The 14,559-nt window shown below is 71.7% G+C and carries 13 protein-coding genes and 1 pseudogene; 7 read left to right on the top strand and 7 right to left on the bottom strand.

Features of this window, described 5'->3' with window-relative positions:
• Positions 1–70: 70 nt before the first annotated feature.
• On the top strand, positions 71–907 hold the full coding sequence (locus DFR69_RS04465) for a MerR family transcriptional regulator (RefSeq protein ID WP_110036804.1): 837 nt from the start codon (positions 71–73) through the stop codon (positions 905–907).
• 79 nt (positions 908–986) lie between these two features.
• Here the strand turns inward: DFR69_RS04465 and DFR69_RS04460 are convergent, their stop codons facing one another.
• Entirely contained in the window at positions 987–2,174 is a 1,188-nt protein-coding gene (locus DFR69_RS04460) for a PucR family transcriptional regulator (protein WP_244198088.1), read from the bottom strand.
• Positions 2,175–2,462: 288 nt separating this feature from the next.
• Here DFR69_RS04460 and DFR69_RS04455 point away from each other — a divergent pair, with 288 nt between their 5' ends.
• From DFR69_RS04455 to DFR69_RS04445, 3 genes are all read left to right on the top strand, one after another.
• On the top strand, positions 2,463–4,178 hold the full coding sequence (locus DFR69_RS04455) for an aldehyde dehydrogenase family protein (RefSeq protein WP_110036171.1): 1,716 nt from the start codon (positions 2,463–2,465) through the stop codon (positions 4,176–4,178).
• A gap of 24 nt (positions 4,179–4,202) precedes the next feature.
• A complete protein-coding gene (locus tag DFR69_RS04450; RefSeq protein ID WP_110036170.1) occupies positions 4,203–5,777 on the top strand; it encodes a GMC family oxidoreductase in 1,575 nt (524 codons plus the stop codon).
• Between the two features lie 230 nt (positions 5,778–6,007).
• The gene (locus tag DFR69_RS04445) at positions 6,008–6,403 is read left to right on the top strand and encodes a DUF4232 domain-containing protein (RefSeq protein WP_244198087.1); all 396 of its coding nucleotides are present in this window, start codon (positions 6,008–6,010) and stop codon (positions 6,401–6,403) included.
• Positions 6,404–6,425: 22 nt separating this feature from the next.
• Here the strand turns inward: DFR69_RS04445 and DFR69_RS04440 are convergent, their stop codons facing one another.
• Together DFR69_RS04440 and DFR69_RS04435 are read right to left on the bottom strand one after the other, a co-directional pair.
• Positions 6,426–8,198: a hydroxysqualene dehydroxylase gene (locus DFR69_RS04440; RefSeq protein ID WP_110036168.1), complete on the bottom strand. Its 1,773-nt coding sequence runs from the start codon at positions 8,196–8,198 to the stop codon at positions 6,426–6,428.
• Positions 8,191–9,609, bottom strand: coding sequence for an NAD(P)/FAD-dependent oxidoreductase (locus DFR69_RS04435; RefSeq protein WP_110036802.1), 1,419 nt, complete (start codon positions 9,607–9,609; stop codon positions 8,191–8,193). Before DFR69_RS04435 ends, DFR69_RS04440 begins: the two co-directional genes overlap by 8 nt.
• A 200-nt stretch (positions 9,610–9,809) precedes the next feature.
• Between DFR69_RS04435 and DFR69_RS04430 the strand changes: the two genes are divergently transcribed.
• Positions 9,810–10,454: a TetR/AcrR family transcriptional regulator gene (locus DFR69_RS04430; protein ID WP_110036167.1), complete on the top strand. Its 645-nt coding sequence runs from the start codon at positions 9,810–9,812 to the stop codon at positions 10,452–10,454.
• Between the two features lie 12 nt (positions 10,455–10,466).
• Here the strand turns inward: DFR69_RS04430 and DFR69_RS04425 are convergent, their stop codons facing one another.
• Positions 10,467–11,402, bottom strand: a complete 936-nt coding sequence (locus DFR69_RS04425; RefSeq protein ID WP_110036166.1) for an oxygenase MpaB family protein — start codon at positions 11,400–11,402, stop codon at positions 10,467–10,469.
• Between the two features lie 178 nt (positions 11,403–11,580).
• On the opposite strand from DFR69_RS04425, the gene DFR69_RS04420 reads away from it, so the two are divergent.
• Positions 11,581–12,243: a TetR/AcrR family transcriptional regulator gene (locus tag DFR69_RS04420; protein WP_167456153.1), complete on the top strand. Its 663-nt coding sequence runs from the start codon at positions 11,581–11,583 to the stop codon at positions 12,241–12,243.
• 8 nt (positions 12,244–12,251) lie between these two features.
• On the opposite strand, the gene DFR69_RS04415 is transcribed toward DFR69_RS04420, so the two are convergent.
• Together DFR69_RS04415 and DFR69_RS04410 are read right to left on the bottom strand one after the other, a co-directional pair.
• Positions 12,252–12,953, bottom strand: coding sequence for a hypothetical protein (locus DFR69_RS04415; protein ID WP_110036164.1), 702 nt, complete (start codon positions 12,951–12,953; stop codon positions 12,252–12,254).
• A gap of 83 nt (positions 12,954–13,036) precedes the next feature.
• Complete coding sequence (locus tag DFR69_RS04410; protein WP_110036163.1) at positions 13,037–13,591, bottom strand: TetR/AcrR family transcriptional regulator; 555 nt, start codon at positions 13,589–13,591, stop codon at positions 13,037–13,039.
• Between the two features lie 99 nt (positions 13,592–13,690).
• On the opposite strand from DFR69_RS04410, the gene DFR69_RS04405 reads away from it, so the two are divergent.
• Entirely contained in the window at positions 13,691–14,266 is a 576-nt protein-coding gene (locus tag DFR69_RS04405) for a GNAT family N-acetyltransferase (protein WP_110036801.1), read from the top strand.
• Between the two features lie 108 nt (positions 14,267–14,374).
• On the opposite strand, the pseudogene DFR69_RS04400 reads toward DFR69_RS04405, so the two are convergent.
• Positions 14,375–14,559, bottom strand: a pseudogene (locus tag DFR69_RS04400) (hypothetical protein); the annotation flags it as partial.

Here is a 14,559-nt window from a genome sequence, read left to right as displayed (position 1 = left end):
CCGGGCGCGCCCGACGCGCGCGGGTCCGGCCGCGTCCCCGGTGTGGGCGACGGCGGGGCAGAATGGCACGATGCCCGCCGGTTCCGCTCCCGTCTCCGCCGTGGCCGGGTACACGGTGCGCTCGGTGGCCGAGCGGCTCGGCATCCCCACCGCCACGCTGCGCAGCTGGAATCGCCGCTACGGAATCGGCCCCGCCCAGGACCGGCCCGGCAGGCACCGCCTGTACTCCGATGCCGACATCGCCGTGCTGGAGCACATGCTCGAACTGATCGGCGGCGGGGCGAGCCCGGCGAGCGCCGCCGCCGCGGCCCGCGGCCCGGCGCCCGCGCTCGGCGATCGCACGGCGCTGCTTGACGCCGCGTTCGAGCTGGACACGGCGGCCGCCTGCGCCCAGCTCGAGGCGCACGTGCGGGCCTACGGCGTCGTGCGGACCTGGGATGCCCTGTGCCGCCCCGCCTTCGCCGACATCGTCGCGCGTCAGGGTGCTGGTGAGCGGTGCATCGACGTCGAGCACCTGCTGTCGTGGTCGATCGCGGCGGTCATGCAGCGGGTGGCGTCGGTGCCGAGCGCCGCGCCCGCCCTGCTGGCGTGTACCAGCGGCGAGACGCATTCCCTGCCGCTGGACGTGTTGCGCGCCGGCCTGGCCGAGGCCGGGGTCGGCGCGCGCATGCTCGGCGCGGATGTGCCGACCGAGGCGCTCGCCGGCGCGCTGGCCAGGCAGGCGGGCGCGTCGCCGGTGCTGCTGTGGTCTCAGCGCGAGTCGACGGCGTTGACCTCGGCGGTGCTGGCCTGCCGTGAGGCCGGGGCGCGGGTGCTGGTGGGTGGACCGGGCTGGGACGTGGTGCTGCTGCCGGAGGCCGTGGAGCGGGTCGACGGTCTGGCTGCCGCGATCGACGCCCTGAGCTGAGAAGCGATGCGCATTCGATGCGCCACTGTGGGGGTGGACCCTCAGCTTCGATCGTGTTGCGCGACCGCCCGGTTCGGGCCTAAGGGCCGAGCAGGGTGACGGCTTGGAGCGCGAGATGGAGTTCGGCCGAGTGCACCGGGTCGGCGGTGTCGCGACCGGTGAGGTCGCGGATCTTGCGCAGGCGATAGCGCACGGTGTTGCGGTGGCAGTGCAGCGCGTCGGCGGCCGCCGCGGTCGAGCCGCGGTAGCGGTACCAGGCGTCGAGCGCGGTGATCAGATCGTCGCGCTCGGGCGCGGGCAGGCGCAGGACCGGCCCGAGGATCTGGGCGGTGGCCCGCCTGCTGGCCTCCGGCACCGTGACGAGCAGATGCGCGACGGGCACGCTGCCGAACCGCACGACGGTGCGCGCTCCCGGCCGGGCACTGCGCGCGGCCAGCCGCGCCTCGGTCAGCGCGCCGGGAATGGCGGTCGGGCTGGTGAAGGCGGTGCTGAGGCCGATCCGGCCGTCGACGAGCTCGACCAGCGCGGCGGCGGCGCGCTCGATCGCGACCGGGTTCGCCGCGGTGAGCAACCCGGTGTGCGAATCGATCTGGGAATCCCACACCGACCTGGCGCCGAGATCCTTCAACGCGCCGATCAGGCCCGCGGGCAGCGCGGCGCCCGGATCGGCGGTCTCGATCGACACCACCGCGAAGGTGCCGTACTCGGAGAGCCCGAGGGTGCGCAGGGCCGACAGGGTGCGCGCGGGATTGTCGGAGTGATCGTCGAAAAGCGTACGGATCAAACGGCTCTGGGCCTGGGCGTCGACATGGGCGAGCATGACCTCGGTCTCGCGATAGGACTCGACCGCCGCGTCGGAGAAGGTGTCGATCAGCTCCCACAGCCGGGTGGCGAGATCGTGCAGCCGTGGATCGCCGGGGCCGGTGGAACGGGCGGTGAGTTCCTCCCAGGTCAACCGGCCGCCGAGGCGGTAGGCGTGCAGCAGCGCCGCGATCGGGACGCCGCGTTCGGCCTTGAGCCGGCCGACGGCCCGCGCGTCCTGCAGGCGCGTCGGCTGGGTGCCCGCGAGGGCGCTGATGATCGCGGTGAGATTGGCCAGGCAGGCCCCGCGCAATTCCGCGGCCGTCAGCAGGCCCGCGTCGGCGTAGGAGCGGTCGGTGTCGACGATGCGGATGACGAGTTCGTCGGCCATCGCCGCCACCGAGTCGAGCACGGTCGCGGCCAGTCCGAGCGACGGCGCGGAGACGGTCGGTGGTGGTGCGGTCACGGCTCCACCCTAACCGGCGCAACGTGACCGGCGCCACCCTGCCATTGTGCATGCGCACATCACGCTGTGCGAGCGATCGGAGAGATCATGCTGGTGTTCCCACTGATTGCGAGGATCGTGCAGGACTCGCAATGGCTCACGTCACCTCACGATTGTGCACGAGCACAAAGGCGGCCGGGGTCGATCCGCAACGTGGGCACATGGTGCCCAGCCCCTCGCCGTGGCCAGAATCGATTCACCTCGTCCACCGCGCCCCGTGGACCGCCCCAACAGTTGTGGAGGATCGCATTGGTCACCAAGAAGGCAGACCCCGCCCTGGACGCCGTGGACGCCGCGTTGTCCGACCTCGTCGAGGGCGAGCGGAAGTGGGCGGCGACCTCGCTGCGCGAGCGCCGCTGGCTGCTCGACCGCGTCCGTGAACTCACCGGGCGCCACGCGCAGGACTGGGTCGACGCGGCCGCCGGTATCAAGGGCCTGCCCGCCTCCTCGCCGCTGGTGGGCGAGGAATGGATCTCGGGACCCTACGTCATGGCCGCCGCGCTCGGCGCGCTGGCGAACACCCTGGAAGCACTCGCGCGTGGTGAGAGTCCGCTCGACAAGGCGCGTTTCGGCGTCGCGGGCGACCGGGTGACCGTCGACGTGCTGCCCGCGAACGCGTTCGACGCGCTGCTGCTCAACGGGTTCAGCGCGCAGGTGTGGCTGCGGCGCGGCATCAGCAGCGCGGCGGCCAAGGCCGAAGCCGGTCTCGCCCAGCGCGATCCGGCCCGCACCAACGGGATCGGGGCGGTGCTCGGCGCGGGCAACATCACCTCCATCGCACCGCTGGACGTGCTCTACGAACTGATCGCGCACAACCGGGTCGTCGCGTTGAAGCTCAACCCGATCACCGATCCGATGCTGCCGGTGTTCGCCGCGATCCTGGCCCCGCTGATCGAGCTCGGCGCGGTGCGGCTGCTGACCGGCGGCGCCGAGGTGGGTGGTCACCTGGTCGGCAACGATCTCGTCGACCACGTGCACATGACCGGCAGCGCCCGCACCCACGACGCGATCGTCTGGGGCACGGGCGCCGAGGCGGCCGAACGCAGACGCGCGGGTACACCGAAGCTCACCAAGCCCGTCACCAGCGAACTCGGCGGCGTGTCACCGACGATCGTGCTCCCCGGCGAGTGGAGCGAGGCCGACATCGCCTTCCAGGCCGAGCACGTCGCCACCCAGCGCCTGCACAACGGCGGCTACAACTGCGTCGCCTCCCAGGCCCTGATCCTCTCCGCGGACTGGCCGCAGAAGGAGCAGTTCCTCGCCGCGGTGCGCGCGGCGTTCGCCAAGGCGCCCGCCCGCCCGGCCTACTATCCGGGCAGCGACGAGCGCGTCGCGGGGGCGCGCACGAGCTACCCCGGCGCCGAGCGGCTCGGCACGAACGGCGAACGTCTGCTCGTCACGGGGATCGCGCCCTCCCCGGCCGAGCCGCTGCTGGCCGAGGAGTACTTCGCGCCGGTGTTCGGCGTGGTCGAGATCCCGGGCACCGGAGCCGAATTCGCCAGGGCGGCGACGCGGACCGCCAACGACGCCTTCGCGGGCACGCTCGGCGTGAACGTCATCGCCAAGCCGGAGACCATCGACGAACTCGGCGCGGCCTTCGACCTCATGGTCGAGGACCTGCGCTACGGCACGGTGGCGATCAACGCCTGGACCGGCGTCGGCTACCTCACACCCACCGCGTCCTGGGGCGCCTTCCCCGGCCACACCATCGAGGACGTGCAGAGCGGAATCGGGGTGGTGCACAACGCCTGGCTGATCGACGGGGTGGAGCGCACCGTCGTGCGTGGCCCGTTCCGGCCCGCGCCGCGGTCGCTGCTGCGCGGCGAGCTCGCCCTCTCGCCGAAGCCGCCGTGGTTCGTCGGCAACAAGACCGCCGCGAGCACCGGCAGGCTGCTCGCGGGATTCGCCGCCGACCCGGGCTGGCTGCGCCTGCCCGCGATCTTCGCCTCCGCCCTGCGCGGCTGAGCCCTACCCACCCGGGAGAATCAGATGAACACCAGCACCGCCGATTACGTCGTCGTCGGGACCGGCTCGGCGGGCGCGGTGCTCGCCGCGCGCCTGAGCGAGCGGTCGGGCACCAGCGTGATCGCCCTCGAGGCCGGACCCGAGGACAAGAACCAGGCCGTCCATATTCCGGCGGCCTTCTCCAAGCTGTTCCAGACCGACCTCGACTGGAACTACCTGACCACCCCGCAGCCCGAACTCGGTGACCGGCGCGTGTTCTGGCCGCGCGGCAAGATGCTGGGCGGGTCGTCGTCGATGAACGCCATGATGTGGGTGCGCGGATACGCCGCCGACTACGACGAATGGGCCCGGCTGGCGGGCCCGGACTGGTCGTTCGCGAACGTCGTCGAGTACTTCAAGCGCATCGAATCCGTCGAGGGCGCCGCCGAATCCGACGAGGGCCGCTCCGGACCGCTGCGGATCGCGCACCAGCGCAGCGCGCGGCGGTGGACCGAGGACTTCCTCGCCGCGGCCGAACACGCCGGCTTCAAGCGCGAGCGCGCGAATCTGCCCCAGCCGGAAGGCTTCACGCAGACCATGGTGTGTCAGAAGCGCGGCGCGCGCTGGAGCACTGCCGACGCCTACCTGAAGCCGGCGCGCAAGCGCGCGAACCTGACCGTGCTCACCGGCGCGCAGGCGACCCGCGTCCTGTTCGAGGGCACGCGCGCCGTCGGGGTCGAATACCGCAGGGACGGCAGCACACACACCGTGCGCGCCGCCAAGGAAGTGGTGCTGTGCGGCGGCGCGATCAACAGTCCCCAGCTGCTGCAGGTCTCCGGCGTCGGCGATCGGGAAGAGCTGCGCCGCCACGGCATTCCGGTCGTGCACGACCTGCCCGAGGTCGGCCGTAACCTCACCGATCACCTGATCTCGCTGCTCGGCTTCGCCGTCGACTCCGACACGCTCTTCGACGCGGAGAAGCCGCTGGAGCTGCTCAACTATCTGGCCCGGCGCCAGGGCATGCTCACCTCCAATGTCGGTGAGGCGTACGGGTTCGTGCGCAGCAGGCCCGAACTCGAACTGCCGGACCTGGAGATCATCTTCGGACCCGCCCCGTTCTACGACGAGGGGATCGGCGTCGCGCCCGGCCACGGCATCGCCCTCGGCCCGATCCTGCTCCAGCCGCGCAGCCGCGGCACCGTGACGCTCGCCTCCGGCGATCCGCTGGCCAAGGCGGTCGTCGACCCGCGCTACCTGTCCGATCCCGACGGGGCCGACCGCGCGGCGATGCTCGCCGGGCTGCGCATCGCCCATCGCATCGTGACCGCCGAACCGCTCGGCTCCCGGATCGGCCGCTTCCTGCAACCGAAACGCGAGCAGCCCACCGTCGAGGACACCCTCGAGGACGCTCTCACCTGGCACTCCCACACCCTCTACCACCCGACCGGCACCTGCCGGATGGGTACCGATCCGGCCAGCGTCGTCACCCCCGAGCTGAAGGTGCGTGGCCTCGACGGCCTCCGCGTCGCCGACGCCTCGGTCATGCCTGCCATCATCCGCGGCCACACCCACGCGCCCGCGGTGGTCATCGGGGAGCGGGCGGCCGACCTGCTGCGCTGACGTCGCGGGCGCCCACGGCGCCACGCCACCGGGATTCGTCGCTCGAGTAATCGCGCGGGAATTGGGCATTCAGGTGAGCGTGGGCCGTGGGCCCCTGTTCGGTGTAGGCGGCAAGAGGAATCCCGAGGGTGATGATGAGGCGCGCGATAGCGATGGTGGCAGTGGCTGTTCCGGCGACGTTCGTAGTCCCCGGCACCGGTTCCGCGCAGTTGCCGATGTGTTCGGCCGACATGCTGAGTGCGACCACCCGGCAGGACGCGGCCCCCACCGGACAGAACAAGCTGCGGGTGGTGCTCACGAACACCTCGTCGGGAAGCTGCCTGGTCCAGGGCTATCCCGGCATCGACCTGACCGGTCCCGATCACCCGGCGTTCGGCCCGACCTTCTCGGTGCCCCGCCAGGAGACCGGCACCGTCCCGATCACCGTCGCCCCCGGCGCCGCCGTGAGCAGCGAACTCACCTATCTGCCGGACGGGCCCGACGGCTGGGCGCCCACCACGATCGTGGTCACCCCGCCCGACACCGACACCTCGCTGGAAGTGCCGTGGCCCCAGGCGGGCAGCGTCGCCCGGCAGGACGCCGCCGCCCATCCCGGCACCTTCATCAGCCCGCTCCAGCTGGTCTGAGGCGCCCGCGGGCCCGCGCCGCTCAACCGTCGAGCAGGTGGGGCAGGCCCGCGCGGAAACGGTCGGCGTCGAGGGCTTTCGCGGCGGCGAAGGCGGGGAGTGAGACCAGCGGGAAGATCTGGGCGCGCGGCGACGGGTCGTCCGCGGCGTCGAGGATGGCGTTGGCGGCGGCGCGGCCGGATTCGTTGGCGCCCTCCATGGTGGCCAGGTCGATGTGGCTGCGGACGTGGTCGCCGCCGAAGTACAGGTTCGGGATCGCGCAGTGCGCCTCGGGCCGGTGGTCGTAGGACCCGACCGTGTTCACCAACAGCGGCGTCGCGTTGTGGATGCCGTCACCGGACCAGGTGATCCCCGGATCGAGGTGCCAGGAGTGGATGTCCTCGGCGCGCAACCATCCGGTGCCGGTGTTGAGCCACGCTTCGAGCTGGGCCCAGGTCTCGATGGCGATCTCGGCCGCGCTGCACTCCTTGGCGGTGCGGCCGAAGCGGATTCCCGGTGTGTCCCAATCGGAGATGTCGACCGAGAGACACTCCTGCACCGAGCCGTCGCCGTAGGTGGCGGGGAAGTCGCCCACCCACATCGGCGCCTGCCGCAGCGCGGTGAGCGCCCACGGCGAACCGAGCGCGGCGATGTGGCCCTCCGGGATCTCGGTGGGGCGCCGCAGGTAGTACTGGATCCCCACCATCCAGTCGGTGACCAGCTCGCGCATTCCCGCCAGGCGCGGATCGGCGTCCAGGATGGGGCCGTCGAGCAGCCGTACGGCGCGCTCGACGGGCATGGCGCACACGTAGTGGTCGGCGGTCACCGTGGCTCCGCCGGACATCGTCGCCGAGCTGATCCGGCCGCCCGAGAGGTGCAGCGCGGTCGCGCCCTGCCCGAGCACGAACCGCACGCCGAGCGAACGCAGGTGCTCCACCCACGGATCAATCCAGGCGCTGTTGGTCGGCCGGTTCAGGATCCGGTCGACGCCGCCGGCGAACTGCGGGATCGCGCCGGAGGCGGCCAGCACGAGCGCCTCGCCGATCGTGCCGATGGTGCGGGCCGAGCTGGTCTGCGGTTTCGCGGCGACGGTGATCCGGGTGAGTGCGTTCACCAGATACTTCCGGTACGCGGGGGATTTTCCCTCGGCCTGCATGATCTGTTCCCAGGTGACGTATTCCCACTGGCCGAAGCGGCGTTCGGTGCTGGAGGTGAACCAGACCAGCATCTGCTTGGCGAAGAAAGCGAGTTCGTGCGGCGGCAGGTCGGGCACGAAGCCGAGGGCGCCGATGATGCTGTTCTGCAACAGTTCCGGCGTCAGCTGGCCGAGGCCGCCGAGTTCCACGGGGGTGAAGATCGGCGGCAGCCCCTCGAACCCGGCGACGGTGCCCTCCACCCGCACCAGGTTGTCCAGCACGCCACGGGGGTTGCCGGGGAACGGGATTCGGCTCATCGTGTCGGGCACGTGCTGATAGCAGCCGGGGAAGAACCGGAACCCGTGCTCGCCGGGCAGTTCCGCCCGCCCTGCCGAGGCCGTGCCGGGCACTCCCATGCTGCGCGCCTTACCGCCGAGGTACGCCGGTTCGTACACGGTGACGTCGTATCCCCGCTCGGCCAGTTCGTGTGCCGCGCTCAGCCCCGCCATGCCGCCGCCGAAGACGGCCACGGACTTGCCGCCGGTGCGCAAGGCGGGCGAGCGCGGCGCAGCGGCGGCGAGCGGGGGAGCGACGGCGAGCGCGGTGCCCGCGGCGAGCCCGGCTCGGAGGGCGGTGCGCCGGGTGATCGGTGCGGACGACGGTGTCGGCTGATCAGGCATGGTGTTCTCCTGGACCTGCGGTGGTGAGCGAAGAGCGCGGCTTCGGTGCCGCGCCGCGGGAGCTCTTGCCACGCAAAGTCGTTCGCGTGGTGTGCCGGTCGCGGGCCGCGTCGCGGAGTTCGCGCGCCAGGTCGGCGAGGACGGCGGGGAGGTCGTCGCGCTGATGACGCAGCGCCCCGGCGGCCAGGCGCAGCGCCCTGGCCGGGGTGTACAGCTCGGCCGGCCTGCGGGTGCGGGCGAAGATGCCGGTGGTGAGCCGCGCGAGATCCGGATCGTCGACGGCGGCGCGATACAGCTCGATCTCCAAGGGCCGCATGGCCTCACCGCGCGCGAGCCGGTTGGTCCAGTGGAAGATCTCTCGGCATTCGACGATGCGGCGGCGTTCCCACTCCGTCAGTACCGCGTCGAGCGCGACGGGGTCGTCGAGAACGTCGGCGACCGCCTCGCCGAGCGTGCGACCGTAGTGCAGCGCGTCGCGGATGCCCTGCGCGGTGACGGGATCCTTGAAGTGACCGGAGTCGCCGGGCAGTGCCCAACCGGGTCCGGTGGAACGGCGGAAGTAGGAGGCGATCCCCGTGGCTGACCTGACCCGGCCCACCCGCTCGCAGCCGCGCAGCCGTTCGGTCAGGGGCGGAATCCGTTCCAGCGCTGCGGTATAGCGACGTTCCGCTTCGCCGGGACCGCGGCCGCCGCCGGTCTCCACCGGCGGCTGGACCAGGCTCAGCACCAGCCCGTCGTCGCAGGGGAAGGCGGTCCCGAGGTCGGCGCCCGCCCGCCACTGCGCGGCGACATGGCGCGCGGCGTCCGGCGCGTCGCGCCAGTACGCGAAGTAGCAGTCGCGCCCACTGGGCACGGTCAGGAACGGCTCGTCGGCGCCCACCGCCCGCGCGACGGTGCTGCGCCGCCCGTCCGCGCCGACGACCAGCTTCGCCCGGATCTCCCCGATCCTGCCCGCGGCGTCGACGTAACGCACACCGGCGCAGCGATGCCCGTCCCACAGCACCGCGGTGACCCGGCGGCGTTGCCGCACCTGCGCGCCCGCGGCCACCGCCGTGCGCGCCAGCGCGTCGTCGAATCCGGTGCGCCGCACGCACATCGAGTAGTCGATGCCGTCGACCGCGGGGAAGGCGGCGCCGACCCCGTATCCGCCGCCGTGCGCGAACGCCTCCGTCAGCCGGGGCGCGCCGAGTGCTTCGACGGCGGCCAAGGCGCCGAGCCTGCCCAGCTCGGCCAAGCCGGCCGGCCAGAGCAGGTGGGTCGACAGCGTGTCCGACGGGAGTGTGGCCGCGTCGAGGACGACGACGTCGCGGCCCGCCGCCGCCAGCGCCGTCGCGGTGGCCGAGCCGGCGCAGCGCGCGCCGACCACGACGACGTCGGCCCATTCGAGCGCGGTGCCAGGGGAATCGACCATGGGAACCGCCTCGGTCAAACAGTCTCGGACAGTGTGTCCGATTGATGATGGGGCCGTGCCGGGGAGGTGTCAACTACCGCTTCGCGCAACAAGATCGGGATCCCGCGCGCCGCAGGCGATCCGTCGTCCCGGGCTGCGGGCACAATGGGTCGCATGGTCTACGTCATCGCCTCGGCCGCGACGCCGGCGCCGGATCCCCGATGCCGTCGCTGACCCGCGTCCCGCGATCGGCGCGCAAACCCCCCGACGACCGGCGCGCCGAGTTCGAGCGCCGGGTGCTCGCGGCGGTCGAGGACCTGCTCGCCGACGGCACGCCGTTCACCGAGATCGCCGTGCAGAAGATCGCCGCGGCCTCCGGCTCGGCCCGCTCCACCTTCTACCGCTATTTCCCGGACAAGAGCAGGCTGCTGATCCGGATGGCGGAACTGGCCACCACCGACCTGTTCGCGGCGGCCGAATCCTGGTGGGGCGCCGAGCACACCGATCAGCAGGCCGGTGTCGTCGCGGCCATGCGCGCGATGATCGGCGGCTTCCGTGACCATCGCTACCTGCTGCTCGCGCTCAGCGAAGTCGCCTCCTACGACCGGGAAGTCGGTGCCTACTGGCGCGCGCGGGTGGCCACTTTCCTCGAGCTGGTGCGCGCGCGGCTCGAGGCCGAACGCGCGGCGGGCCGGGTCGGGCCGCGGCTCGATCCCCAGGCCACCGCGCTGGTGCTCACTTCGATGGTGGAGCGCACGATCTCGGTGGCCTTCGCCGTCGACACCGGGATCGACGACGAGGCGCTGGCCGAGTCGCTGGGTCGCGCGATCTGGCTTGTCGTCTACGGCGACGCGCCGCGGGCCTGACGGCGGCCGGTCTCAGCGCCGGGCCAGGCGGACCTCGGGATCGGGAGCGAACGAGGTCAGCCCGACGTCGCGGTACTTGGTGACCAGGCGCTCGTACTTGCGCCGGTTCCGCGCCATCGGCGAGTCGGTGACCGCCGCGGGCAGCCGCTGGTAGGCGACGCGCAGCAGCGCGGTGAGCACGCGGAACTCGATGTCCTGCCTGCGATTCCAGCTGATCGGCATCTTGGCGCGGACCCCTGGGTGCATGATGCCGCAGCCCAGGATCATCGCGAGGTGGCCGAAGGTGGGCGCGCCGAGACGCCACAGCGGACCGGCGGCGGCGGGCAGGAAATCCGGCCGGGGCGAACGCCGAACAGTCCTGGTGGCCGCCTCGAGCGTCGGGGTGACACGCAGTTCGGTGATCATGCGCTCGTAGTGGTCGACCAGCTCCGCGTAGTCGGCGATGGGCGCCGACTTGCCGGGCAGGTGCAGGCCGCTCGTCTTGTGCAGGTAGTGCTCCCAGATGGCCTGGCTCTCCGCGGGCGTCGGGGTGTCGCCGGTGAGCGCGAGGTAGGCGCCGCGCTGGACGAAGAAGGTCGAGTAGAGAATCCAGTTCCACGACTGCGGATTGAGCGCCGAGTACCGTTCCCCGTCCGGGCCGACACCCTTGACGTCGCGGTGCAGCAGCATCAGCCGCCGCGACTCGGCGTCGCGATCGGCGTCCTCGCCGTGGTAGATCAGCTGGTCGGCCGCCGCGGTGCGGATCGCGCGCCGCCACGGCTCGTCGCGGGTGCGCCCGGTCGCCTCGAGCGCGGCCGAGACCGGCGGCAGCATCGGCTGATCGAAGAGGGCGACGCCGAACAGTCCGAACAGTATCGATCCGCCGACGTTCTCGAATCGTTCGACCGCGCCGGTGGTGGCCCGGGTGGCGTCGAACGTGCGCTCCTGGTGCGGCACGGGACAGGTCATCGGTGAACTCCTTTGTTCCGCCTGCGGCTGTTCTGGTGCTACGTGACACCAAAACCAGTCTGGTGTCAGAGTGCACCAGAATTGACGGATGGTCAAGAGTGCTCGGTGGGCAACCTCCATTACTCTGGTGCAGTGCAGCACCACAAACTTCGGTGGGCATCGGATCGGGAGGTGGCCCATGGCTGAGCAGCCCAGCACCGCGGCGGCGCGAGCCTACGGGGGAGTCGCCGCCGAGGAGCGCCGGTCCCGCCGTCGCGACGCGCTTCTCGACGCCGCGCTCGATCTGCTCGCCGAGGGCGGCGCGCCCGCGGTCACCAAGCGGGCGATCTGCGCCAGGGCCAAGCTCAACGACCGCTACTTCTACGAGCACTTCGCCGACCGCGACGCCCTGCTCACCGCGCTGGTGGAGGAGCACACCGCGCTCGGCATCGTCGAGGTCGTCGCCGCCGCCCACGCGGCGGCGCCCGACATCCACAGTCAGGTCTACGCCGCCGCCGACGCCGCGATCGGCTTCCTGCTCGCCGACCCCCGGCGCCCGGCTCTGCTGCTCAACGCGCACAGCACCGAGTCGCTCCAGGCCGCGCGGCTCACCACCCAGCACGCCATCGCCCGCGCGATGTCGGCCGTCGCCCGCGAACTCGTCGCCGAACCCGCCGACCCCCTCGACTCCGACCTGGCCGCCTACGCCGTCGTCAGCGGCAGCCTCGAACTGGTCGCCGCCTGGATGCGCGACGAATTCCCCGCCACCCGAGCGCATCTCACCGATCTCATCGCCCGGCTCCTCCTGATCACCGACAACTCCGGCGTCCTTCAGGTGGCGGGCGCCAAGCCCGCGCGCTGACGCCTCGCCTACTGCTCGTCCACGCCGGGCGGGGGGATCGGCGCGGTGCGGTCGCCGAACAGGTAGTCGTGGAAGGCCTGGAGGTACTCGACGAGTTGCTCCTGGTCGGCGAACCTGGCACCGATCGGGTCGAACCATTCGTCGGGTGTCGGACGCTGGGAGATCATGTGGGCGAGGGCTTCTCGGAGCAGGTCGCCGTGGCGCGGATCCTCGGCCGCGAGGATCCGCGTCATATCGACACTGCTATCCCACTTGTCCCGGCCGAGCTTCGGCTGATGGATCCACATCAGTGGCGTTCCCAGCCGCCCGATGTGCGGGATGTCGTCCCACCAGGTCCGGGAGAGGCCGGTCACCGGCGTCGGGCGGCCGAAACGCGCGGCGCGCTCCTCGGCAGGCGCGACACCGTGGGGTCGCCACGTCGGACCGGTCCGGAGATTGTCCGGCGGAAACCACACGCCCCGCCACACGGGGACGCCGAAATAGGGCGGGCTCAACGGCGGCAGGTCGGCCAGGGAGATATCCGGCGTGATCCGCTGAACGGGCGGCAGCGGCTCGTCGCCCGGCAGCATGTCCGCCACCATCGACAGGGCATCGCGCTCGTCGAAGCCGGTGACGCCGACGCCTTGATACAGCCGCACGACCGGCCCGTCGGGTAGCGGTCCGGATCTGTCGAACGCGAACTCGATCCAGAATCGACGCACCGTGGACACCTGCTGACCTCCTGGTCGCGAACCCGCTGATTCGCGCGGGACGCGTCCAGCGTTCCACGAACGACGGGCGGAGTCCTCCGTGATCAATCGATTTCGGCCCGGATCGCGGAGAGCATGATCGTCCGTACCGGTAGGGGCGGGTCGTCGGTGATCCGGGTGATTCCGGCGAGTCCGACGCCGAGCATCAGGAGGCGCCCCGCCGCGGCCCGCGCGTCCGTGTCGCCCGACAGGACGGCGGTGAGGACGTCGGTCAGTTGAGCGAGGGTCTCGACGTAGCCGACCGCGATGGGGCCCCGGATCTGGGCGTGCGCACCTGCCTCGGCCCACCGGGCCAGCGCGTGCCCCTCGACGTCGCCCTCGCCGACCAGGTCGGAGAAGAACAGGGTCAGCGCGGTGTACTGGTCGAGGTCGACGATCGCGCGCTGATAGGCCTCGATCTCGCGGGCCGCGTACCGCCGCCACGCCTCGGCGGCGAGTTCGTCGGTGGAGGCGAAGTGATGGTGGATCTGCCCCGGTGAACCGCCCAGTTCGCTCGCGACCGTGCGCGCCGTCACCGCGCTCAGCCCCGCCCTGGCCACCACCGTGGCAGCCGCCTCGACGATCGAGTCGCGGCGCGCGGCGCGGGCCAGGTAAGCCATCGATCTCTCCCTCGCCCTCGGACACCGAACGTCAGGGTGTGATCGTACGCGGCCGGAAATCGGCTGGACACCAAATTTGTACATGGGTACAAATTGGTCATGCCCGTCTCCATTCGCCCCCTGTCCACAGCGGACCTCGATCGCGCCGCCCAGATCCTCGGCGCGGCCTTCGCCGACTACCCCTGGACGAACTGGTGTGTCGCGGAAGACGCTCACCTGGAACGCGTCTCGGCCCTCCAGCGCCTCTACCTCGAGCACATCGCACTGCCACACGGCCGTGCCTACATCGACAGCACACGCAACGGTGTGCTCGCCCTCCTCCCGCCCGACGCGCCCGCCCCGGCCGCGGAGGTGTCGGCCAGAATCGCCGAACTACACGGCGACCGCCTGGATCGCCTGATGGCGGCCGAGGAGCGGATGTCGACCCTGCCCGTCCCCGACGGCGCCTGGCTCCTGGCGACCATCGGCACCACCCCACAGTCCCGGGGAACCGGCCTCGGCACCGCCCTGATGAACCACGGCATGGCCGACCTCGACCGAGCAGGCCACCCCTGCTGGCTCGACACCTCGACCGAACGAAACCTCCCGCTGTACCAGCGTTTCGGCTTCACGATCGCCGACCACCTCACCTACGACGGCGTCCCCGTCTGGCGGATGCACCGTCGCGGACGATAGCCGCAGCGGGCGAAGTCATCGGCCCATCACGTATTCGACCGTCGGACCCGCAGTCGAGGTACGGCCGAAAGCGCAGTCGGTCGGCCGTACCTCTTTTTCTGGGCCACCTCAGGCGGCGAGAGCGGCGGTGATCTTCGCTGCCATGGCCGTGACGGCAGGGCTCGGCTTGCCGGCGTGGGTGGCGGCGTCGACCGCGAGCAGGACCGTGGCGCGGAAGTCGGCGGCTTCGGTGGGTTGGTCGGCCAGCAACGTCATGGCGGCGGTGAGGGCGGGCAGGACGTGGTCGGCGAGTT

It is taken from the genome of Nocardia neocaledoniensis, assembly GCF_003182135.1.
In the GTDB taxonomy this organism is placed as follows: Bacteria; Actinomycetota; Actinomycetes; order Mycobacteriales; family Mycobacteriaceae; genus Nocardia; species Nocardia neocaledoniensis.
The sequence above is the reverse complement of the archived record's forward strand: the minus strand, read 5'-3'. Positions and strand labels throughout refer to the sequence as shown.